Source organism: Mycobacterium kansasii ATCC 12478 (assembly GCF_000157895.3).
Classification (GTDB): Bacteria; Actinomycetota; Actinomycetes; order Mycobacteriales; family Mycobacteriaceae; genus Mycobacterium; species Mycobacterium kansasii.
In genome coordinates this window covers 3,171,657-3,195,178 of sequence record NC_022663.1, presented here as the reverse complement: position 1 = coordinate 3,195,178, position 23,522 = coordinate 3,171,657, and the positions used below count along the sequence as shown (strand labels likewise).

Below are 23,522 nucleotides of genomic sequence, written 5' to 3'. Positions count from 1 at the left end.
CCGCTGACGTGGGTCCCAAGTGGGGTGGGGCATACGCGCGATGCTGCGCGGTGCCCCACCTTCTTTTTCTACATTGAGGTGAAGCGCCATGCTGACGACGACGGTCGACGGGCTGTGGGTGCTGCAAGCGGTAACCGGGGTGGAACAGATCTGCCCGGAACTCGGTCTGCGGCCGTTGCTGCCGCGGCTCGACACTGCCGAACGGGCACTGCAGCATCCGGTGGCCGCCGATCTCAAAGCCGCGGGAGCGCTCGACGAATCAGGCAACGCCGATCCCATGATCCGCGAATGGCTCACCGTGCTCTTGCGACGCGACTTGGGGTTACTTCTGCTCATCAACGTGCCCGGCGGCGAGCCGACGCGGGCAGCCATCTGCCGCTTCGCCACCTGGTGGGTCGTTCTAGAACGCCATGGCGAATTGGTGCGGCTGTACCCCGCCGGCATGGCCAGTAACGAGACGGTGGCGGGTGAACTTGTCGTGGGTCAGATCGAACAGTTGTGCGGCGTCGCTGAAGCAGCGCCGTTGCGGCCGGTCACCGTGGATGCCGAGGCGTTGCTGGAATCGGTACGCGACCCGGGCAGCCTGCGTTCCTTCTTGGTCAGCCAGCGTCTGGACGTCGACCAGTTGCAGATGCTAACCATGGCCGCCGATCCGGCACGGTCTGCACACGCGGCAATTGTGGGGCTACAGGCTGGTATCGGGCCGGAGAAGACGGCGCGCCTCCTCATCGGTGATACCGCGGTAACGATCATCGACACCCAGGCCGGACGCATCTGCGTGGAAAGCGTGATGTCGGGGCAACGACGCTACCAAGTGCTCTCCCCTGGTTCGCGAGGCGACATCGGTGGTGCGGTGCAGCGCCTCATCCGCCGCTTGCCCGCCGGTGACGAGTGGTACTCCTACCGGCGTGTGGTGTGAATAACAGTAACGCGGAATGGCGCGTTGCCGCAGGTGCGGGGCAACTGCGCGAGGTAAACGTGGAATCACGAATCATGTTAGCATCGCCGTCGTGACAAGCCCTTGGAATGACCCGAATATGTCAGACGAAGGAGCGCTCGGACGGGGGGATCCATCAGTTCGGCGCCACTTTCGGGATTCGGTATCCGACACCATGCGTATTACCGATCTGGCGGCCCCCCGGAAAATTCCTCCAGGGTCGGGCTGGCGGAAATTCATTTATGCCGCGTCGTTTCATAAAATTAACCCGGGAGAATCGCCCCGGGAACGACACTACCGCGATTTACAGGCGCGCATCCGGAGGCATATTCGTAGGCAGTACGTGATCACGGTGGTTTCCGGCAAAGGCGGCGTAGGGGTAACCACGATGGCCGCCTGCATCGGCGGTGTGTTCCGCGAATGCCGGCCGGAGAACGTGATTGCGATCGACGCGGTTCCCGGCTTCGGCACGCTGGCCGACCGCATCGACGAGTCGCCGCCGGGAGATTACGCCGCCATCATCAACGACACCGATGTCCAAGGCTATGCGGACATCCGCGAGCACCTCGGGCAAAACACCGTGGGATTGGACGTACTGGCGGGAAACCGCACTTCAGACCAACCCCGACCGCTGGTTCCCGCAATGTTCTCCGGGGTGTTGTCGCGGCTGCGGAGAACCCACACCGTCATCATCGTCGACACGGCCCCAGACCTCGAGCACGATGTCATGAAGCCGGTGCTGCAGAACACCGACACCCTGGTGTTCGTGTCCGGCATTACTGCCGACCGGTCCCGGCCGGTGCTGAGGGCGGTGGACTACCTCAGGTCCCAGGGCTATCACGAGCTGGTCTCGCGAAGCACGGTAATCATTAATCACACCGACAACATCACCGACAAAGACGCCTTGGCGTACCTGACTGAGCGCTTTACCAAGGTCGGTGCAACAGTGGAAGCGATGCCGTTTGACCCGCACCTGGCCAAAGGCGGGATTATCGACACGGTCCACGAGCTGAAGAAAAAGTCGCGGTTACGGCTTTTTGAAATAACCGCAGGCCTGGCCGACAAATATGTTCCCGACGCCGAGCGGGCCGCGCCGTGACGTCCCCGCATAAGGTTGCATTCCCGGCACGGTGCGCGGTCAACATTTGCTACGACAAGCATCTGAGCTCGCAGGTGTTTCCCGCCGGAATTCCGGTGGAGGGATTCTTCGAGGGAATGGTCGAGCTGTTCGACGCCGATCTGAAGCGTAAAGGGTTCGACGGTGTTGCGCTACCGGCGGGCAGTTACGAGCTGCACAAGATCAACGGTGTCCGACTGGACATCAACAAGAGCCTCGACGAGCTCGGGGTTCAAGACGGCGACACGCTGGTCTTGGTGCCCCGCGTGGCCGGCGAGTCGTTCGAGCCGCAATACGAGTCGCTCTCGACGGGATTGGCGGCCATGGGTAAGTGGCTGGGCCGTGACGGCGGGGATCGGATGTTTGCCCCGGTAACTCCCCTGACAGCTGCTCACACGGCGATAGCCATCATCGCCATGGCGGTTGGAGTCGTGGTGGCACTGGCGGTGCGGACCCGGACATTCACCGACAGCCTGGTTCCGGCTGCGGTGGCTGGTGGGATCGGCGCCTTGCTGGTGGTAGGCGCCGCGGTGGTGTGGTGGGGTTGGCGGGAGCGACGCGACCTGTTCAGTGGCTTCGGCTGGCTGGCGGTGCTGTTGCTGGCCGTCGCCAGTGCGTGTGCGCCGCCGGGTTCGCTCGGCGCGCCGCATGGGCTGATCGGGGTCGTCGTGGTACTTCTCGGCGCGGTCGCGATTGGTGTAGTGACCCAAAAGCGTTGGCAGACCGCGGTTGTCACCGCCGTGGTGACGGTGTCCGGGATCCTGGCCGTGGTGGCGGTGATCCGGATGTTCCGGCCGGCTTCGGTGCAGGTGCTGGCAATTTGGGTGCTGGTCGGCCTGCTGGTCCTGGTCAGGATGACACCCACCATTGCGCTGTGGGTAGCGCGGGTACGGCCCCCGCACTTCGGTTCGATCACGGGCCGCGACCTTTTCGCGCGCCGAGAGGGGATGCCCGTCGACACCGTGTCTCCGGTCAGTGAGGCCGACACCGAGGACGAGGACAACGAACTCACCGACATCTCTGCGCGCGGCGCAGCGATCGCTGCTTCGGCGCGCCTGGTCAATGCGGTGCAGGTAGGTGTGTGCACCGGGGTGTCGCTGGTGCTTCCCGTCGCGGTGTGGGGGGTATTGACGCCGGAGGGCCCGTGGGCTTGGTTGGCGCTTCTGGTGGCCGGTCTGGCAGTAGGGATCTTCATCACCCAGGGCCGCGGATTCGCCGCGAAATACCAAGCGGTTGCCTTGGTATTAGGAGCGTCGGCTGCGGTATGCGCAGGCGTTGTCAAGTACGCTCTTGCTGCTCCACGAGATGTCCAGGCCGGACTTTTCTGGCCTGTCCTGGCGGTGGTGATGTTTGCCGCATTGGGTTTGGCCGCAGCCCTTTTGGTGCCGGCGCTGCGGTTCCGGCCGCTCATCCGGCTGGCCGTGGAATGGCTGGAGGTGCTGGCGATGATCGTGTTCTTGCCGGCGGCCGCGGCTCTAGGGGGGCTGTTCGCATGGATTCGTCACTGAGCCGACGGTGCTTGCGTGGCGCGGCGGCGACGGTCGCTATCGCGCTGGTGGCCATCTGGACCGACCTTCCTGCCGCACAAGCCATCCCACCACCATCGGTGGATCCGGCGCTGGTACCTCCAGACGGACCGCCCCGGCCCGACCAACCGATGCGTCGCTCCAATAGCTGTTCAGCTCCGATCTCCGTGAAAAACCCCGACCTGGCGCAGCTTGCACCCGGCTTCAACCTGCTCAACATCAGTAAGGCGTGGCAATACAGCACCGGTAACGGAGTGGCCGTCGCCGTCATCGACACCGGCGTCACCCCGAACCCCCGCTTGCCGGTGGTACCCGGTGGTGACTACATCATGGGCGAGGACGGCTTGTCCGACTGTGACGCGCATGGGACAGTGGTGAGCTCAATCATCGCCGCTGCGCCGCAAGGTATTTCACCCATGCCGCGGCCCATGCCGGCCACTCCGGCGTTTCCCCCGCCGGCGGGACCGCCGCCGGTCATCGCCGCACCGGCGCCGCCGGTGGAGGTCCCGCCTCCCGCGCTTCCGCCCCCACCGCCGACACCGGTGACGATCACCCAAACCGTTCCGCCGCCACCGCCCCCACCGCCTGACGAAGCGGGCGCGATGGCGCCGTCCAGTGGGCCGCCGGATCCGCAGACCGAGGACGAACCGGCGGTGCCGCCGCTACCGCCGGGCGCCCCGGACGGGGTGGTGGGGGTTGCCCCCCACGCAACCATCATCTCGATCCGCCAGTCCTCGCGAGCTTTCGAGCCGGTCAACCCGCCACCGGCGGATCCCAACTCCGACGAGAGGGTGAAAGCCGGCACGCTCAATACGGTGGCGCGCGCAGTGGTGCATGCGGCCAACATGGGCGCCAAAGTGATCAATATTTCGGTCACCGCATGCCTACCGGCGGTCGCCCCCGCCGATCAGCGGGCGCTGGGCGCCGCCCTGTGGTACGCGGCCACCGTCAAGGATGCGGTGATCGTCGCCGCAGCCGGCAACGACGGGGAAGCCGGTTGCGACAACAACCCGATGTACGACCCACTGGACCCGGCAGATCCGCGGGATTGGCACCAGGTCAAGGTGGTCTCGTCGCCGTCGTGGTTCTCGGACTACGTACTGTCGGTCGGTGCCGTGGATGCCAGCGGCGCCCCCCTCGACAAGAGCATGTCGGGCCCGTGGGTCGGCGTGGCGGCACCGGGAACCCACATCATGGGTTTATCGCCACAAGGCGGTGGACCGGTCAACGCTTATCCCCCCTCGAGGCCGGGTGAGAAGAACATGCCGTTTTGGGGCACCAGCTTCTCGGCGGCCTACGTCAGCGGCGTGGCGGCGCTGGTACGGGCCAAGTTTCCCGACCTGAGCGCGCATCAGGTGATCAACCGGATCGTGCAGTCGGCACACAACCCGCCCTCGGGGGTCGACAACCGAGTGGGATACGGGCTGGTCGATCCCGTCGCCGCGTTGACGTTCAACATTCCTGCCGGCGAACGGCTGGCCCCAGGATCCCAGAGCCGGGTAATCACCCCCGCGCCGCCGCCCCCGCCCCCGGATCACCGGGCGCGCAACATCGCCATCGGGTTCGTCGGCGCAGTCGCCGCCGGCGTCCTGGTGGCGGCGATCGCGTCCCGGCTGCGGAGGGCGCGATGAGGCCGACACTGACCGGGTTCGATCAGCTCAGTGTTAGGCGGGTCGTTGGAGTCTGGGTGGTATTCGGGCTCGCATTGGCGGGTTGGGCGGTGGGCGGCTACGTCGGCGCGGGAATTGCCCTGGCGGTGGGCATCGCGGTGGTGTTCGTCCGGTGGTGGGGCCAGCCGGCGTGGTCATGGGCTGTGCTGGGGTTGCGGGGCCGGCGCCCGGTCAGTTGGGACGCCCCAATTACGGTGGCCAACAACCGGTCTGGTGGTGGGGTTCGGGTCCAGGACGGTACCGCGGTGGTGGCGGTGCAACTGGTTGGCCGAGCGCATCGCGCAACCACGGTGACCGGTTCGGTGACCGTCGAATCCGACAACATCATCGATATCGTGGATCTGCTGCCGCTGTTGCAGCATCCCCTGGGCTTGCAGCTCGATTCAATCAGCATCGTCACAATCGGCTCCCGAACCGGCACTGTCGGGGACTACCCGCGGGTGTACGACTCAGAGATCGGCACCCCACCCTATGCGGGTCGGCGCGAAACCTGGCTGATCATGCGGCTGCCGATCATCGACAACGCCCAGGCTCTGCGGTGGCGCACCAGCGTTGGGGCTGCGGCAATTTCGGTCGCTCAGCGCATCGCCGGCTCGCTGCGGTGCCAAGGTCTGCGCGCCAAGGTGGCGACCGCCACCGACCTGGTCGAGCTGGATCGCCGGTTGGGGTCGGACGCGGTAGCCGGCAGCGCGCAGCGGTGGAAAGCCATTCGGGGAGAATTGGGCTGGATGACCACATATGCCTACCCGGCCGAGGCGATTTCGTCGCGAGCTCTTCCCCAGGCATGGACCCTGCGGGCTGACGAGGTCGTCCAGAACGTGACGGTATATCCCGACGCGACCTGCACCGCGACCATTACGGTGCGTACCCCCACCCCAGCCCCCACCCCGCCCAGCGTGATCCTGCGCCGCCTCAGCGGAGAACAGGCCGCGGCCGCGGCAGCCAACATGTGCGGCCCGCGCCCGTACCTGCGCGGCCTGCGGCGCAGCGTGTTGCCCACGCAGCTGGTCAGCGAGATCGGACCGTCTGGTGTGCTGGTGGGCAAATTGCCCAACGGCGATCGGCTGATGATCCCGGTTACCGATGCCGGTGAGCTGTCGCGGGTGTTCGTGGCCGCCGACGACGCCATCGCCAAGCGGATCGTGATTCGTACGGCCGGTGCCGGTGAGCGGGTCAGTGTACACACGCGCGACCACGAGCGGTGGGCCAGCGTACGGATGCCAGAAGTCAGCATCGTCGCAACGTCACGGCCGGCGCCGCGCACCACAGTCAGCGTCGTGGAATACGTGGGACGGCGGAAGAGATACGGCGACAGCACATCCGAAGTCGTCGGCAATGATATCGGCGATGTCGCAATTGCGCCCACACCGCGGCCGGCCAGTGTGATCACCATCGCGCCGGCCGGCACCGCGCTGCCCGAGGGGCATCGGCACGGATTCGAGGTCACCATCGAGCAAGTCGACCGTGCCATGGTCAAAGTCACTGCGGCAGGACAGAATTGGCTGGTGGAGATGGAGATGTTCCGCGCCGAGAACCGTTACGTCAGCCTCGAACCCGTCACCATGTCGATTGCTACACAGTGACTCGATCAACGTTGCGGCACAACGTCATGAGGCGGACGTCCCACTTTCGGGACGAATACCACCACGCTGTCGAGGATGGTGGATACGATGGGTGATTTGCTCACTGCCCGTAGGCATTTCGATCGAGCTATGGCGGTCAAGAGCAGCCAGGGACCAGCGGCCGCGTTACCCGAGTTCGTCGCCGCCACCGACGCCGACCCGTCGATGGCCGACGCATGGCTGGGCCGCATCGCCTGTGGCGACCATGACCTGACGTCGCTCAGACAGCTCCACGCCAACAGCGAATGGCTGCACCGCGAAACCACGCGGATCGGCCGGACGCTCTCGGCCGACATTCAGCTGGGTCCCTACGTCGGTATCACGGTGACCGACGCATCGCAGGTGGGGCTGGCGCTGTCGTCCGCACTGACCATCGCCGGGGAGTACGCCGAGGCCGACGCGCTGTTAGCCAACCGCGAACTCTTGGATTCGTGGCGCAACTATCAGTGGCATCAGCTGGCCCGCGCATTCCTGATGTTCGTCACGCAGCGTTGGCCCGATGTGTTGTTGACTGCCGCAGAGGATTTGCCGCCGCAGGCGATCGTCATGTCCGCGGTAACAGCCTCGATTTGTGCGCTGGCCGCTCACGCCGCAGCCCACTTGGGGCAGGGCCACGTCGCACTGGACTGGTTGGACCGTGTCGATGTGATCGGGCACAACAAGTCGTCGGCCCGCTTCGATCCCCACGTGCTGACTGCATCCATTGGCCCGGCCGACATTCCGCTGCTGGTCGCGGATCTGGCGTACGTGCGCGGAATGGTGTACCGCCAGCTGCACGACGACGAAAAGGCTCGGATCTGGCTGTCCAAAGCGACCATCAACGGTGTGCTGACCGACCCGGCCAAGGAAGCGCTGGCGGACCCGAAGCTCCGTCTGGTCGTGACCGACGAGCAGACCATCGCCAGCCGCACCGACAAGTGGGATCCGGCAACGGCGAAAAGCCGCGACCAACTCGACGACGACGACGCGGCCGAGCGTAGGGCCGAGCTGCTGGCCGAGGGCCGCGAACTGCTGGGCAGGCAGGTCGGTCTGGCCGCGGTGAAGCAGGCGGTGGCGGCGCTGGAAGACCAGCTCGAAGTGCGCATGATGCGGCTGGAACACGGCCTGCCCGTCGAGGGGCAGACCAACCATATGTTGCTGGTCGGGCCGCCGGGCACCGGTAAGACCACCACCGCCGAAGCGTTGGGAAAGATTTATGCGGGCATGGGAATCGTGCGCCACCCCGAAATTCGGGAGGTCCGCCGCTCGGACTTCTGTGGCCACTACATCGGTGAGTCCGGTCCCAAGACCAACGAGCTGATCGAAAAGTCGCTTGGCCGAATCATTTTCATGGACGAGTTCTACTCCCTGGTGGAACGCCACCAGGACGGCACCCCGGACATGATCGGCATGGAGGCCGTCAACCAACTGTTGGTAGCGTTGGAAGCGCACCGTTTCGACTTCTGTTTCATCGGGGCCGGGTATGAGGACCAAGTCGACGAATTCCTGTCCGTCAACCCGGGTTTGGCCGGCCGGTTCAACCGCAAGCTGCGGTTCGAGTCCTATTCGCCGGCCGAGATCGTTGAAATCGGCCAACGGTACGCCACGCCCCGCGCCAGCCTGCTCGACGACGGCGCGCGCGAGACGTTCCTGGATGCGGCTACCACCATCCGCAACTACAGCACTCCCGGTGGACAGCACGGTATCGACGCGATGCAAAACGGCCGGTTTGCCCGCAACGTCATCGAACGCGCCGAAGGATTCCGTGACACTCGAGTGGTCGCCCAAAAACGGGCCGGCCAGCCGGTGTCGGTCGAGGATCTGCAGGTCATCACCGCCGCCGACATTCGGGCCGCCGTGCGCAGCGTGTGTTCGGACAACCGCGACATGTCCGCCATCGTCTGGTAGCAAACCGTGACCCGGCCCCGGCGGGAAAAGCGTTGTTTACGCAGCCGTTACGTCTAAAATGCACGCAGACCCGACACGCAGATGCCAGGACGGCGACGCGGCTCAATGAACGGAGTGATTCCGGGGTGCACCGGATCTTGCTGACGGCGGTTGTGCTGGCGTTGCTCAATGCGCCGCCCGCGTTGGCCATCAATCCGCCGTCGATCGACCCCGGTGCGGTACCGCCCGACGTGACCGGTCCCGACCAGCCCACCGAACAGCGCGTCCTGTGTTCGAGTCCTACCACCTTGCCGGATTCGAGCTTTCACGATCCACCGTGGAGCAACGCCTATCTCGGCGTCTCGGAGGCGCACAGGTTCGCAACCGGGGCCGGGGTGACGGTGGCCGTGATCGACACCGGTGTCGACGCCTCGCCACGAGTGCCGGCGGAACCGGGCGGCGACTTCGTCGACCAGGCCGGCGACGGCCTGTCCGACTGCGACGCCCACGGCACGCTGACCGCCTCCATCATCGCGGGGCGGCCCGCGCCCACCGACGGGTTCGTCGGCGTCGCCCCCGATGCCCGGCTGCTTTCGTTGCGCCAGACGTCGGAGGCCTTCGAACCGGTTGGCAGCCAACCCAATCCCAACGATCCCAACGCCACCCCGGCGGCCGGGTCCATCCGCAGCCTGGCCCGCGCGGTCGTGCATGCGGCCAATCTGGGTGCCGGTGTGATCAACATCAGTGAAGCGGCCTGTTACAAGGTGACCCGGCCTATCGACGAGATCAGCCTGGGCGCGGCGATCAATTACGCGGTCAACGTCAAGAACGCCGTGGTGGTCGTTGCTGCCGGCAACACCGGTGGCGACTGCGCGCAGAACCCGCTGCCGGACGCGTCGGCCCCCGAGGACGCGCGTGGCTGGAGCAAGGTGCAGACGGTCGTCACACCCGCGTGGTACGCGCCCTTGGTGCTGACCGTCGGAGGCATCGGCGAAAGTGGTGTGCCCAGCTCCTTCTCGATGCATGGACCGTGGGTGGGTGTGGCGGCTCCGGCGGAGAACATCGTCGCCCTCGGCGACCTTGGCGAGCCGGTGAACGCCCTGCCGGGGCGGGAGGGGCCCGTCCCGATCGCGGGCACCTCGTTTGCCGCGGCCTATGTTTCGGGTCTGGCGGCGCTGGTGCGGCAGCGGTTCCCGGAACTGACGCCGGTGCAGGTGATGAACCGGATCACCGCCACCGCGCGACATCCGGGAGGCGGGGTCGACAACCTCGTCGGCGCCGGCGTGATCAATGCGGTGGCGGCGCTGACGTGGGACATCCCGCCGGGACCCGCGTCCGCCCCGTTCAACGTCAGGCGAATTCCGCCGCCAGTGGTGGAACCCGGCCCGGATCGCGGGCCGATCACCATCGTGGCGCTGTCGGTTCTGGGCCTGACGCTGGCGCTGGCACTCGGCGGACTGAGCGCGCGGGCGCTGAGGCGCCGATGAGGAATCCGTTCAGTCCAATACGGTTACGGTTCAGCACCGGTCACACATTGGTCGTCGCGGCGCTGGGCCCGCCCTGCATCATGCTGTTCCTGCACACGCGCTACTGGTGGGCGGGCATAGCGATAGTCGCGGTAGCCACCATCGTGGCCACGGTGACCTTCTTCGGCCGTCGGGTAACCGGCTGGGTCGCAACGATGTTCGTGTGGCTGCGCCGGCGCCGCAAGCCGCCCGACGTTCCTTCCGAGCCGGTCGTCGGTGCCACCGTCAAGCCCGGGGACCACGTCGCGGTGCGGTGGCGACGCGAATGCCTGATCGCGGTCATCGAACTCAAGCCACGACCGTTCACCCCAACGGTCATCGTCGACGGGCAAGCCCACACCGACGACGTCTTGGACACCCGGCTGTTGGAGGAGCTGCTGGCGGTGCACTGCCCCGACTTGGAAGCAGACGTCGTGTCGGCAGGCTACCGTGTCGGCAACACGGCCTCGCCGGATGTGGTGAACCTCTACCAGCGGGTGATCGGCGCCGACCCGGCGCCGGCGAACCGCCGGACGTGGATCATGTTGCGCGCCAACCCCGAACGTACCCACAAGTCGGCGCAGCGGCGTGACGCCGGGGTCGCCGGGCTGGCCCGGTATCTGGTGGCCTCGGCCACTCGAATCGCCGACAGCCTGGCCAGCAATGGTGTCGACGCGGTGTGCGGGCGCAGCTTCGACGATTACGACCACGCCATCGACATCGGCTTTGTCCGGGAGAAGTGGTCGATGATCAAAGGCCGCGACGCGTACACCGCCGCCTACACCGCACCGGGCGGCCCGGACTTGTGGTGGTCGGCACGCGCCGACCACATCGTCACCAGGGTCCGCATCGCTCCCGGGATGCCACCGCAGTCCACGGTGCTGCTGACCACGGTGGGCAAGCCGAAGACGCCGCGCGGCTTCTCCCGCCTCTACGGCGGCCAGCGGCCCGCGTTGCAGGGGCAGAACCTCGTTCCCAACCATCACTGTCAGCTCCCGATCGGATCGGCCGGTGTGCTGGTCGGCCAAACCGTGAACCGGTACCCGGTATATATGCCGTTCGACGACGTGGACGTGAGCATCAACCTGGGCGACGCTCAAACCTTCACGCAGTTCGCGGTGCGCTCGGCCGCCGCCGGCGGAATCGTGACGGTTGGTCCGCACTTCGAACAGTTCGCCGGCCTGATCGGTGCGCACATCGGTCCGGTGGCCAAGATCGCGTGGCCGAACGCGACAACCTACCTGGGCCCGCACTCGGGCGTCGACAAGGTGGTCCTGCGGCACAACCTCATCAGCACCCCGCGGCATCGCGAGTTGCCGATCCGGCGGGTGTCCCCGCCGGAAGAGAGTCGCTACCAGATGGCCCTGCCGAGGTAGAACAGTGTCGGCAAGCCCGGGCACGGCCGAAATATTTGGTGCAGGAACCGCGCGCATCAGCGACGATAATGGCTGTAGCACTAAGGAGGATGATCCGAGATGAGCCAGCCGCAAACCGTGACGGTGGATCAACAAGAAATTCTGACCAGGGCCAACGACGTGGAGGCCCCATTGCCCCCGGGCAAGGTTCCGCCCACCGATGTGCCCAATCCACCATGTGCGCTGACGGCGGCCAAGAATGCGGCCCAACAGCTCGCGTTATCGGCGGAGAACATGCGGGAGTTCCTGGCGGCTGGTGCCAAGGAGCGGCAGAAGCTGGCGACCTCGCTGCGCAACGCGGCCAAGGCGTATGGCGAAGTCGATAGCGAGTCAGCGACCGCCCTGAACAGCGATGGCAGCGGAACTGTGGAGGCCCAATCGGCCGGCGGCGCTGGCGGAGACAGCTCGGCTGGGCTGCAAGACACACCGACGGTCGCGGCCGCTGGTGATCCCGACTTCACCGATCTCAAGACTGCGGCAGTGAAGCTTGAATCCGGAGATCAAGGCCGATCGCTCGTCGATTTCGCGAACGCGTGGAACGATTACAACTTTGCGTTGCAGGGGGATGTCAAACGGTTCCGTGCCTTTGACAATTGGGAGGGTGACGCGGCTACCGCGTGTGAGGCCTCGCTGGATCAACAACGGGAGTGGATACTCCACATGGCCAAATTGAGTGCTGCGCTGGCCAAGCAAGCTCAGTACATCGCGCAGCTGCAAGTGTGGGCGATTCGATCCCACCCCTCGTCAGCGGACATCGCAAAGCTCGAGGAGTTGTCCAAAGACCCCGCGTATAAGGATCAAGCCATCAAGCTCTACGCCGAATATCAGCAAAAGTCGGAGCAGGTGCTTTCCGAGTACAACACCAAGGCGACCCTGGAACCGGTGAATCCGCCCAAGCCTCCAGCCGCCATCAAGATCGATCCACCGCCGCCCGCTCAGCCGCAGGGATTGATCCCCAGCTTCTTGATGCCGCCCAGCGACGGCTCGGGCGGAACTCCCGTGACCGGGATGCCGATGGCGCCGATGGCCCCGGCCGGCGGGGCTGGCGGTGGCATGCCGGCCGGGACCAGCGCAGAACTGACGTCTGCCGCTCACCAGGCGGCAGCCAACCTGTCGAAGGACCCGGGGATGAAGCCGATGTCGCTGGGCGGCGGCGGAGGCGGCGGCGGTATCGGTGGGGCACCGCTGGGGGAGCCGGCGGGCCTGGCGGGCACCGACTCGGTGCGGCCGGCTGCCGCGGGCGACATCGCCGGCGCGGCTCAGGGGAAGGCCGCCGCGGGCAGTGGGATGGGCGGGGGCGGCATGGGAATGCCGATGGGGGCACACGGCCAGGGCCAGGGAAGCTCCAAGTCCAAGGGCGCCCAGCAAGACGACGAGGCGCTATACACCGAGGACCGTGCGTGGACCGAGGCCGTCATCGGTAACCGTCGTCGTCAAGACAGCAAGGAGTCGAAGTGACCAGCATGGAAATGGACCCGCATGTCGCCCAGACATTAGCGCTGGCGGCACGGTTCCAAACGGCCCTCGATGGGACGCTCAATCAGATGAACACCGGATCTTTCCGGGGCACCGATGAGACCGAGACCGTCGAGGTGACGATCAACGGACACCAATGGCTCACCGGGGTCCGTATCGAGGAGGGCCTGCTGAAGCAAGTGGGTGCGGAGGTCGTCGGAGCGCGGGTCAACGAAGCGTTGATGAATGCACAGTCCGCGGCGACGGCTTACAACGACGCGGCGGGCGAGCAATTGGTCGCGGTCCTGTCCGCCTTGTCAGACACGATGAACAAAGGGCTGATCTAGCTCGCTTCTCAGCCACGTCGGCGACGGCCCGGACGCTGACGCTCAGCGACCGGCCGAGCCCTTCCGGCGCGTTTCCGCGCCGTCTCGCGCCGTGCTACGCGCACCCCGTCCAATCGCGGTTTGAGCGATGCAGTGATCACCATGCCAGGGCTGCCGGCGTCCGTGCGGAGCCGGATTCGGCGGCCGTCCTGATCCCAAATTGCCGCATCTAGCTGGTCTTAACCTCGGTTAGGCTTGTTAACCATGACGTCCGGTACCGCTCATCAGCCGTCGCCGCATCAAAGCTGGCGCCGCGGCTATGGAACGTGCGCGCCGGTCGAACGATTCACTGCTGGCACCGACCCGGCAGGTCTCGTCGCTGCGGCCTGGCGGCGGTTGGGAGGAGAGTAGGCGATGGGCATTCCGAGGCCGATAGGAGAGTACGCCGGGCAGATGCTCGAGCCGAACGGGTGGCCGGAATCCGATGAGGACACCTTCTACGACCGGGCGCAGCAGTACAACCGGGTCTTGCACCAGTTCACCGACGTGATGGATGCCTGCCGCCACCAACAGGTCGAGGTCTTCGACGGCGGTGTGTGGACCGGTGGTGCGGCCAACGCCGCCAACGGTGCGCTGGGGGCAAACCTCGGCCAAATGAGCACGCTGCAGGATTACCTGGTAACGGTGATCACCTGGCACCGCCACATTGGCGGGTTGATAGCCCAGGCAAAGGCGGATATCGGCAACAACGTGGACGGGGCGCAACGAGAAATACTCGCTCTGGAGAACGACCGCGACATGGACGCCGACGCGCGCAAAGCCGCCATCGAGTCATTGGTGCGCGCCACGCACAGCGCCAATGCCAGCCTGGTGGCGGAAGCCGCTGAGCGGGTCTCGGCGTCCAAGAACTGGAAACCGCCGCACAACGCACTCCAGGATCTGCTCCACCAGGTAACGCCTCCCACCCCCGAGGTGCCGTCGCTGGTCGTACCAACTCCGGGTAAGCCTGCTCCCGCGCCCCCGGCCCCGAAGCCCTTCGAACCGACACCGGTCAACCCCCACAAGCCGGTGACACCTGGTGCACCGGTTACTCCGGTCAACCCGCGCCCGGCCCCACCGGTCACGCCGGGCAAACCGGTTACCCCCGGTGTACCGGTTACTCCCGTCACCCCCAGGCCGGTCCCCCCGGTTACCCCGGGCAAGCCGGTGACCCCGATCCCACCGGTTACCCCGGGCAAGCCGGCCAAGCCGGTCACCCCGGTTACCCCGGTCAAGCCGAAACCGGAGCAGCCGGTCACCCCGGTCACCCCGGTCAATCCCGCCCCGGCCCCGGCGCCGGCCCCGGGCCCATCCACTCCCGTTTCACCGACACCGGCGCCGGCGCCGGCGCCGAGCCCGCAACCGGCCCCGGCGGGCCCGTCGCCATCACCGAGCCAGCCGTCGATGCCGAGCGATCCTGGGACCCCGTCGACGCCACATACCCCGTCGACCGAGCCCGCTCATGTGAAGCCGGCCGCCGCGACGGAGGCGCCGTCGGTGCCGTCCGCGCAACCGACGGCTCCGTCGGGCCCATCGCATGGCGACGACGGGTCGTCGTCGCAGCCAATGGCACCCGCAGCCGCGGGCGGGATGCCGGCTGCCGCGCGCGGAATGTCCGGTGGAACCGCCGCTCCCGCAGCATCAGCGGGGGCCGGCCCGAGCAGCGGGCAGAGCGCCGCATCCAGTGCGGGCTCGCGCGCCGCCACTGGGCGGGCACCGTTGGGCCCAGCCGGCAGGGCACCGGCAGCAGCGACACCCCGCCCGGCATCGGCGCGCATCGCGCCACCGGCCCGACCGGCGCCGCCGCCGGAGGCGCCGGAGAAGGAAAAGCGCGAGTCGGCAGACGACCTCACGGTGTTGCCGTCGGTGCCGGTTTCGGCGGCGCGGGCGGCGCGCGATGCCATTGCCGCGGCGTCCGGTGCCCGCCGCAGCAAGTCCGACCCGCTGCGGTTGGCGCGTCGCATCGCAGCCGCATTGAACGCGCCCGACGTCCACGACGAGGGGGATTACGGGTTCTTCTGGGTCACGGCGGTGACCACCGACGGCGAAATCGTGGTGGCCAACAGCTACGGCCTGGCCTACATACCCGACCACGTGCAATTGCCCGCGAACGTGTTCATGGCCAGTGCCGATCACGCCATTCCGGCCGACGAAAAGGCACAATTCGCCACCTACCCGATACTGGCCGTGCAGGGATGGGCCGCGTTTCACGACCTGAAGCTGCGGGCGGTTATCGGAACCGCGGAACAGTTGGCCAATTCCGATCCCGGCGCGGCCAAGATCATTTTGGAAGCGGACGACATCCCCGAGAGCGGCAAGATGACCGGCCGTCCGCGGCTGGAGGTGGTGGATCCTTCAGCGGCGGCCCAGCTGGCCGAGACCGAGGACCTGCAGCTGCTTGGCCTGTTGCCGCCGGCGCCGGCCGATGCCAACCCGCCGGACGACGAGCGGCACATGCTGTGGTTCGAGCTGATGAAGCCGATGACCAGCAGCGCCACCGGCCGCGAGGTGGCCCACCTGCGGGCGTTCCGGGCCTATGCCGGGCACTGCCAGGAGATCGCCCTGCACCAGGCATACGGTGCGGCCGACGCGGAGGCTCAGCGCCCTGCGGTCGAGGACTGGCTGTACTGGCGATATGTCACCGGTTTGCTCGACAGCGCCCTGACCGCGGCATCCTGAACCCGCTGATTCCCGGGGCCACATCAGCCCCGGGGCCGTAGGCGACGCCGAGTTCTAAGTCTAAGTGAGCCCGAAAAGTTCCGAGTGGACGTCGCGCTGAGCTGAGGGGTAGACCTCGGCGAAAGCGGTGCGTAGCCGGCTAGAGCTAGACGGGTGTCGCGACCGAGCCCGCCGACGCGTTGCCGCTCGTTGCGGCGTGCACAGGAGCGCTGACCAACGTGGCTGCGCCGGCTGCGGCACCGTCCTCGTCGTCTTTGTCCTCGTCTTTCTCGGTGTCATCGACGAGCTGACCCTGCTGCTCCGGCTTGGTGTCGGAGGCGAGCTGAGCGGGCGATGCGCCTTGCGAGCTCTGTGAGGCCGCTTGTTGCGCTGACTGACTGATGGTCTGTGCGATCGGAGATGCTTGCTGCGCCATCTGGCCGGCTTGTGGGGCCAGCTGGACGACCTGTGGCACCGTCGCAGCCACCCGCGGCGAAAGCGCCTCGGCCTGAGCACTTACCGCCTGGCCGAGCTGCGACACCGCACCCGCGGGTGCACTCAGCAGTTGCGCGGCTGGAGCACCCAGCAGTTGCGCGGCTGGAGCACCCAGCGATTGGGCAGACTGTCCGGTCAGGCTTGCCGCGGCGCCGGCTACTCCGCTGGCTTCGCGCTGTTGGCCATCGGAGCCGAACTGGTACTGCGTCAAAGCGTCGCCCAGCGACTGATCGGCTTTGCTATAGATGTCAGCCGCGGTGGCCATGCTGGTTGCCGTCCGCTTGAGAGCGGCGCTGACGCCGGGCAAACCGTCGGAAACCAATGATTCGATTCCCGGCATCGTCTCGTTGATCGCTGCCGATACCGGATCGGATCCAGTCGCCGCGATTGGTGCCGGAAGCGTCGGGAAAACGAGGTCGGCGAGTTTGCTTCCAGCGGCAATCAGGCGGGCGGGATCGACGGCCAGTGGTTCAGCCATCGCAAAATCCCTTCTGTAGGTTACCCATCGAGCAAATTTTACCCGACATCACATAAGGCCAATCGCGCTAATTTCGGTCACCGGCGCAGCGCTATAAAAGCCACGCCGACAGCTCAGAAGCGGATATTACGAACCATGTCGAAGACACTGGTGATCCACAGCAACAGGGGAACGATGGATGCCACCATTGCGCCGTCGATCAATTCCAGAATCCGCTTCATCACCGGCGAGACGCGACGAACCTGAGCCGTCGCTCCCACGACAATCAGGGCCACCACAGCAGTGGCGAGGTAAATGGTCAGCATCAGCCAGGCGTAGTGCGGGTACCAGAGGCTGAGCCTGACCGCCAGACCTGTCGGAATCACCACGGCCGCCGCCAACATTGCCCACGCACACCACCGGTCTGCGTACAGCCGCGACCGGAACCCACAGATCACGGTGATCAGGCCCGCGACCACCAGGCTGTGCACGAAGAAGTGTCCGTGCACCACAACCGCGATCGAACCAGCGGCAAGGACCAGGGTCCCGGCCGTGACGTAACCGATGAGCAGTTGCTTGGCCAGTTTGCTGCGCTCGGTCAGACGTGCGGCGGACGCCGGCGCGGACGCGATGATGGCCTGCCAGGTCGGGGTCTCCTCGTTGGTGGCGTCTTGGGCGGTGACGGGATCGAGCAATTCCTCGTTGTCCACGGTTTCGCCCGGAACGGGGATGGGCGGTAGCGCAATCCGCGCGACGGCGACGGTCAGTTTGGCCGCATTCGTGACGATGAACAGCCCGAATGCGATCGCGCCCGCAGGGACCCAGTGCTGGTAGCCGTAGCCGAAGGCGACGGCGGCGGCAATGGTCGCGATCGATGTGATCGCGACGAACGACGCCAATTCATGACGCCGCCGAGGACCGCCGCGGGTCATCAGCGTCAGGAACAACACGGCCGTGGCGGCAGCCGCGATCTGCGGAGCTCCCAGCGAGTTGACTCCACGCGGCAGCGGAACGGCGATCGCCGCCGCGGCGGTGAGCGGTTGGTAGGCCGTAAGCAGCAGGCTCTCGGCCAGGTCCAGTTTCTGGTAAAAGCGCTTTGCGACAAAGCAGCCCACTAGGACCACGACCCCGATGATGCCTATCGCCAGCGGCCAGAACGGGCTGCGGCCGGTTGCCCACCACGCCCGCACGGCGACCACGGTGATCGGCAGGGTCATTACCGGTATTGCCACGTGAACGAAACGATCCAGGGCCGAGCGGTCGAACTCCGGCGATTCGTCAAGCACCGCGATCGCGTCGATGACGTCTTCAACGAGCGGCCGATACCGCTCGGTCCGGCTCACGGTCACCAGGGTGAGCAATGAGCCGTCGACCACCCCGGCTTCGTCGAGCGATTGATCCAGTCTCAGCGGCGGGAATCCGGGACGGGCGAAGGCCCACACTCCCTGTGCGGAAAAGTCGAAGCCGGCTAAGACGTCGGGCGGGGTGTCTTCCAGCAGATCGGCCAGCACCGCGACGGTGTCGTCGATGTAGGTTTCCATGGGCGCCGCCGCGGGGAGCACCAGGTCCGTCATTCGTTTGCCGGTCAGGATGGTCACCCGGGTGGTCGCGGGTTTGGGCGGAGTTGTTCCCGCGGCGGCGGCAGGGGCGGCAACGGCAGGTGCGCTCATCGGCGTCCGGCCCTTTCAAAATCGTCGGATAAAGCTGCTGCCAGCTCGAGGATTCGTCGTTTGTAGACCGGGCCGAGCTGGTCGAGGTGAATTTCGCCGCCGGCCGCGATGTGCTTGTCCCACGGTAAGACGACCACCCGGCCTGGCTGGAGCTGCTGTTCGAACTGCCGGACCACGTGCTTTTCCGCGACATTGGTCTCGCCGACAGAGACGTGGTCGACTACCACGCAGGCGCGGTTCAGAAGGTCCTGATATCCGTTGTGACGCAACCACTCCAGGGCAATCGCGGCTTGACGAGCGCTGTCGATCGATACGTTCGTCACGATCACTATTGCCGACGATGTTTCCAGTACGCTGCGGGTCACCGGGTCGAAGAGCCCGGCTCCGCAGTCGGCAATGACGAGGTTGTAGAACTTGGATACCTTGTCGACGGCGACCCGCATGTCCTCACCGCTGAGCCCGCGGCGTGCGGTGGTGTATTCCTGAGTGGGCAGGATTTCGAGATTGGCGGCGTTCACGCTGGTGTGCGCGCGGACGTCGTTGTAGTGCGACAACTCCGGGTCGGCCAGGAGATCCGCAATCGACGAGGGCGACGAACGGCCCGCGCGTTCGGCGAGGTTGCCGCAGCCCGGATCCGCGTCGAGCACCAGGATCCGGTCACCCCGCACCTGCGCCAGTGTCGTGCCCAGCGTGACCGTCGTGGTGGTCTTGCCGGCACCGCCCTTGAGGCCGAGCACCGCGATCTGATACGAGCCGCGAGGTCTTCTGTTGACCCGGTTACGCAGGCCCAGTTCGTACTTCTCGTCGGGTGACAGTCCGACGTTGATCCGAGTGATGGAGTGCACCCAACGCCGCCACCCTCGTTTGGACACCAGCTTCGCAGGCTTTCCGGCGCGACGACCATCGACGGGAGCAGGCTCACTCTGTGGCCTTGTCGGGGCCGGAGCAGGTGGGGGTTGGCCCTGGGCGGGAGAGTGCGGCGGCTGAGCGCGCACCGGGCCCGGGGGCTGAGCCCGAGTGGGCGCCAGCCCGGACGGAGTCAGCACGGTTGTTGGTGTCGCGTCAGCGGCCTGATCGGCGCGCCGCCTGGCGCGACGGCCGCCGGTGGGTTCGGGATGGGTTTCGGTAGGAGGTACGGCCGCGGCAGCCGCGGCCTCCGGCGGACGATCGACGTCGGAGTGGCGTTGCGGTAACCACGCGAACGCGGACGCCGGTCCGACCCTGGACGCCGGTTGCGTCTTGTCTGTCGCCCGGTGTTGCGGAAGGGCGGCACCAGCTGCCGACGGCACCTGGTCGTCGTCCGGTTCGGCCCGATAGCGGTGACCCCGGCGGGCGCGTCGTGAATGCCGGGGAGCATCGGATGGCGGTTGTTCGGGGGGCGGAGCAGGTTGCTGCGGTTGCTGCTGCTCGCCGGCCCGAACGCTGTGTGGTGACGTTTCGGTCGCTAGCGGCCGGGTCGGCGCGGTAGGCGGCTGCGGTGGTTTCGGGGCAGCCGCAAACGGTTCGGTGGCGGACCGCGATGGTTGCGGTGCCGCCGGCGGGGATGGTGATCGCCAAGTCGTGGCGGGTGGCGGCGGGCCGGGGCGACGCGGGGCTTCGGGTCGAGGTGGTGTGGGCGTCGGCGGCGCGCCCGTCACCATCGGCGCGACTGGTGGTTTGGGTGACGGCGGTGCCGGTGGCGGTTCGGCCGAGGGCTGCTTGCCGGCCGGCGGTTCAGCAGCGGACACCGGTTTGCCGGGCGGTGCAGTTTCCGGGGGTCCGGGCGGAGCCGGTGCTTCGGCGGAGGCTTGCGGTCGTACCGATGGTGGGACCGGTGGTTCGGGTGGTGCCGGCGGCGGTTCCGGTGGGGCCGGTGGGGGTCCGCCGATCGGCATGGGAGGCAGCGGCGACTTGGGCCCGGCGGGGGCGGCTTCACCGATCGGCGTCGCCGGTGCCGGTTCGGCCGCTGCCGGCTTATCCGCCGGTGGTGGCTCTGGCGGTTCAGCCGCCGACGTATCCCGCGATGGTGGTTCTGGTGGTTCGGGTGGTGCCGGCGGCGGTTCGGGTGGGACCGGTGGGGGTCCGCCGATCGGCATGGGAGGCAGCGGCGACTTGGGCCCGGCCGGTGCCGGTTCGGCGGCAGCTTGCGGAGGTGCCGGTGGTTCTGGTGGTTCGGGTGGTGCCGGTGGCGGTTCCGGTGGCGCCGGTGGGGGTCCGCCGATCGGCATGGGAGGCAGTGGCAGTTTGGGTGGTGGCGGTGGCGTCTCTACCGACGGTGGCGGCGAGGTCGCTGCGGCCGGGGGAAACGGTTGCGACCAGTCGATCGGTGTCGCGGGAGTGTCGCCGTTGGGTTTGGTGGGTGGTGGATAGGGTGAACTCGCATCGAAGTACGATTCCGTGCTCTCTTCTTCTGGAGGCTCCGAACCTTCAGCGGGCCGAAAGAGTTTGTCATAGTCGGCCGGCATGAGAACCTCTCAGAAGTTCGCCAATAAAAGGACAAAGCACGAGAAGGGGCGAGATTCCCAAAGGGTTGAACTCGCCCGATCTCGTGCTTCGGTATTGTACGCGAATAGGGTGTTACCTATGCGAACATCCCCGTCACGTTGCCCTCGGTCGAGGCCATGGCCTGACCGGCTTCGCTGATCGTGCGCGAGAGGTTCTGCAGCGCGTTGTTCAGCTCCTGAGCGGTGGCGTCCCACTTCTGCTGGACACCCTGGTAGGCCTCCGAACCGCTACCGCCCCAGGCCGCAGCCAGTTTGGTCAAAGACTGCTTGCCCTCGTCGAGAAGGGAATGAATGCTGGTGACATTCCCCTGAATTGCGCTGGCCGCGGCCTCGATGCCCGCGAAATTCCACTGCTGCTCTGTCATGTCCTATTGCTCCGTTTCTTTGTGGTGATTAGGGGGTCAGAAGCCCATTTGTGAGGACAGCGCCTGCTGCTGCTCCTCGTCGGCCTTCGAGTATTGGACGCCGGCCTGACGAATGTTCGTCGAAATTTCCTCGAGCTCGGCCTTTTGTTTGTTGGCCGCCTCTTGGAAGCGCACCACCGCGGCCTGGGCCGCCGTGCCCGCCGCACCACGCCATTGGGCCTGCAGCGAAGCAGCGGTTGACTCGACCTGGTCGATCTGGGTCTTCAGGTCACCGGAGATCCGCTCGAAGTTACCTGCCTCCTGCGCGAGGGTAGCGGCATCGGTCTTCATCTCTGCCATGCTGGACTACTTTCTCTCTTTCTTTTCCTCGCCAAATTGTTGGCAAGTCTTCCGGCCCGGGTGGCCGGGAAGTCTGTTGTTTGCGGGGACTATCACCAGTCGTCCTCATCGTCCCAGTCGTCTTCGTCTGCGTCGTTGCGCTCCTGGGTGAGCGTGGCCGGTGCGGCCAGCCCAGGTCGGGAAGAACCGCCGGCTTGTGCTCCCTGTCCCATCGCGCCGGCACCGACCGGGGCCGCTCCGCTGGTCGCCGACGATCCTGCAGCGGCGGCCGGTTGCACGGCCGGGCCGACAGGCTTGTCGAGCAGCTCGCTCATGAGCGGGGTGCGGGTCAACGTCCCGCCGGCGCCCGGCAGCGCCTCCCCGCGCAGCAAACCCGCACCCATACTGGCACCGGATCCGCCCGCCAGCGGGTGGTTGGACAGCGGACTGGTGCCGACCAGGCCCATCTGCAGAGCCTCGTCGTCGGCCGGATTGCTGCCGGCCATGCCGCCGGTCTGGCTGAACATCGACGTCATCTGTTGCATCGGCTGGGTCAGCTGCTGCATGGGCCCGCTCGCCTCGGCGAGCTGCGTGGCCGTCTGCTGCAGCTGGCTGGCCGGTACGCCGGTGACCTGTGACGCCATGTCGAAGACCGGACTCGCCGCCAGGCTCTGGCCGCTCATGCTCGGGTCGAGGATCGCGGTCATCGGCTCGAGCTTTTCGAAGAGCGTGTTAGCCAGGGTTTCGGCCTGGTAGACGTCCATCGCCAGGGCGGCCTGAGTCCACATGCGGATGAAGTAGTCCATCTCGTTGAAGGCGATGGGCACGGTGTTGATGCCGAAGAAATTGGTCGCCATCAGAATCGCGGTGGTGATGTGGTTTGCCGCGATCTCGACCAGCGACGGCGTGGTGGCCATCGCCTGCGTGTACGCGGCCGCCTGCGCCGTGGCCTGCAGGCCCCGCGTCTTGGCCTGCGTTGAGGCTGTCTGCAGCCAGGTCACCATCGGCAGGGCAGCCGCGATGGCCTTGTCGCTGCCTCCGCCGGTCCACGCTTCACCCAGCGAGTTCAAGCGAGCAGTCAATTCGACGGCCTGAGCGTCCAGGGCGGCCGCGAACGCCGCCCAGCCCGTGGCTGCGGCCAGCATCGGAGCCGGGCCCGCGCCGGCCATCAGCCGCGCGGTGTTCAGCTCCGGCGGCATTGCGTGCCACCACATGGCGATCACTCCTTTTGGTTGCGTTGTCTTTGTCGGTTGGTTGACCTGTCAGGCGACGACGCCGGCGGCGCCGTCGTCGACTTGCGAATATGTTCGGGCGATGTCCTGGACCGCGTCTCCGGCCCGTTGCAGTTCGGCTTGGGCCGAGCTGTTGGAAGCCAGCATCTGCGCGCCCGCGGAGGCGAATGCCGCGGCCGCCTGGGCCGAGACCTCGTCGGCACCTGCGGGCACCAGCCCGGTCACCGACGTCACCGCCGTCGCACCAGCTGCCACACCACCGAGCGCGTTATCGCTCACTTGCCCGCCAATGTCGGCTGCGGCGGCGGCGTGTGACATTTCTTCCATTTGCCGACTTCTTCTCCTGGTATTTACCGTCTAGCCGTT

Annotated in this window: 18 protein-coding genes; 11 read left to right on the top strand and 7 right to left on the bottom strand. The window is 66.6% G+C overall.

The window, feature by feature from the left end:
* The first annotated feature begins 88 nt into the window (after positions 1-88).
* From MKAN_RS13930 to MKAN_RS13880, 11 genes are all read left to right on the top strand, one after another.
* A complete protein-coding gene (locus MKAN_RS13930; RefSeq protein ID WP_023368945.1) occupies positions 89-919 on the top strand; it encodes an ESX secretion-associated protein EspG in 831 nt (276 codons plus the stop codon).
* 91 nt (positions 920-1,010) lie between these two features.
* Positions 1,011-2,036 carry a MinD/ParA family ATP-binding protein gene (locus MKAN_RS13925; protein WP_023368944.1) on the top strand — a complete coding sequence of 342 codons (1,026 nt, stop codon included), beginning with the start codon at positions 1,011-1,013 and terminating at the stop codon, positions 2,034-2,036.
* Positions 2,033-3,562 carry a type VII secretion integral membrane protein EccD gene (eccD, locus tag MKAN_RS13920; protein WP_023368943.1) on the top strand — a complete coding sequence of 510 codons (1,530 nt, stop codon included), beginning with the start codon at positions 2,033-2,035 and terminating at the stop codon, positions 3,560-3,562. The genes MKAN_RS13925 and eccD (MKAN_RS13920) overlap by 4 nt, the downstream gene beginning before the upstream one ends.
* A complete protein-coding gene (mycP, locus tag MKAN_RS13915; protein ID WP_036395099.1) occupies positions 3,547-5,211 on the top strand; it encodes a type VII secretion-associated serine protease mycosin in 1,665 nt (554 codons plus the stop codon). Before eccD (MKAN_RS13920) ends, mycP (MKAN_RS13915) begins: the two co-directional genes overlap by 16 nt.
* Positions 5,208-6,833, top strand: coding sequence for a type VII secretion protein EccE (gene eccE, locus MKAN_RS13910; RefSeq protein WP_023368941.1), 1,626 nt, complete (start codon positions 5,208-5,210; stop codon positions 6,831-6,833). Before mycP (MKAN_RS13915) ends, eccE (MKAN_RS13910) begins: the two co-directional genes overlap by 4 nt.
* A gap of 66 nt (positions 6,834-6,899) precedes the next feature.
* A complete protein-coding gene (eccA, locus tag MKAN_RS13905; protein WP_099184442.1) occupies positions 6,900-8,759 on the top strand; it encodes a type VII secretion AAA-ATPase EccA in 1,860 nt (619 codons plus the stop codon).
* Between the two features lie 125 nt (positions 8,760-8,884).
* Entirely contained in the window at positions 8,885-10,225 is a 1,341-nt protein-coding gene (gene mycP / locus MKAN_RS13900; protein WP_023368939.1) for a type VII secretion-associated serine protease mycosin, read from the top strand.
* Positions 10,222-11,619, top strand: coding sequence for a type VII secretion protein EccE (eccE, locus tag MKAN_RS13895; RefSeq protein ID WP_023368938.1), 1,398 nt, complete (start codon positions 10,222-10,224; stop codon positions 11,617-11,619). The genes mycP (MKAN_RS13900) and eccE (MKAN_RS13895) overlap by 4 nt, the downstream gene beginning before the upstream one ends.
* A 99-nt stretch (positions 11,620-11,718) precedes the next feature.
* The gene (gene espB, locus MKAN_RS13890; protein ID WP_023368937.1) at positions 11,719-13,116 is read left to right on the top strand and encodes an EspB family ESX-1 secretion system-associated protein; all 1,398 of its coding nucleotides are present in this window, start codon (positions 11,719-11,721) and stop codon (positions 13,114-13,116) included.
* Positions 13,117-13,121: 5 nt separating this feature from the next.
* Positions 13,122-13,460: a YbaB/EbfC family nucleoid-associated protein gene (locus tag MKAN_RS13885; RefSeq protein WP_036395221.1), complete on the top strand. Its 339-nt coding sequence runs from the start codon at positions 13,122-13,124 to the stop codon at positions 13,458-13,460.
* A 393-nt stretch (positions 13,461-13,853) separates the two neighbouring features.
* Positions 13,854-16,157: a hypothetical protein gene (locus tag MKAN_RS13880; RefSeq protein WP_023368935.1), complete on the top strand. Its 2,304-nt coding sequence runs from the start codon at positions 13,854-13,856 to the stop codon at positions 16,155-16,157.
* 145 nt (positions 16,158-16,302) lie between these two features.
* On the opposite strand, the gene MKAN_RS13875 is transcribed toward MKAN_RS13880, so the two are convergent.
* From MKAN_RS13875 to MKAN_RS13840, 7 genes are all read right to left on the bottom strand, one after another.
* Entirely contained in the window at positions 16,303-17,109 is an 807-nt protein-coding gene (locus tag MKAN_RS13875) for a hypothetical protein (RefSeq protein WP_023368934.1), read from the bottom strand.
* A gap of 113 nt (positions 17,110-17,222) precedes the next feature.
* Entirely contained in the window at positions 17,223-18,758 is a 1,536-nt protein-coding gene (gene eccD / locus MKAN_RS13870; protein ID WP_023368933.1) for a type VII secretion integral membrane protein EccD, read from the bottom strand.
* Positions 18,755-21,202, bottom strand: a complete 2,448-nt coding sequence (locus MKAN_RS32990) for a MinD/ParA family ATP-binding protein (protein ID WP_080674076.1) — start codon at positions 21,200-21,202, stop codon at positions 18,755-18,757. Before MKAN_RS32990 ends, eccD (MKAN_RS13870) begins: the two co-directional genes overlap by 4 nt.
* A 116-nt stretch (positions 21,203-21,318) precedes the next feature.
* Positions 21,319-21,606, bottom strand: coding sequence for a type VII secretion system ESX-1 WXG100 family target ESAT-6 (gene esxA / locus MKAN_RS13855; RefSeq protein WP_023368930.1), 288 nt, complete (start codon positions 21,604-21,606; stop codon positions 21,319-21,321).
* A 36-nt stretch (positions 21,607-21,642) separates the two neighbouring features.
* Entirely contained in the window at positions 21,643-21,945 is a 303-nt protein-coding gene (gene esxB, locus MKAN_RS13850) for a type VII secretion system ESX-1 WXG100 family target CFP-10 (RefSeq protein ID WP_023368929.1), read from the bottom strand.
* Between the two features lie 92 nt (positions 21,946-22,037).
* Positions 22,038-23,138, bottom strand: a complete 1,101-nt coding sequence (locus MKAN_RS13845; RefSeq protein ID WP_036395225.1) for a PPE family protein — start codon at positions 23,136-23,138, stop codon at positions 22,038-22,040.
* A gap of 48 nt (positions 23,139-23,186) precedes the next feature.
* Positions 23,187-23,483: a PE domain-containing protein gene (locus tag MKAN_RS13840; protein ID WP_023368927.1), complete on the bottom strand. Its 297-nt coding sequence runs from the start codon at positions 23,481-23,483 to the stop codon at positions 23,187-23,189.
* Between the last annotated feature and the right edge of the window lie 39 nt (positions 23,484-23,522).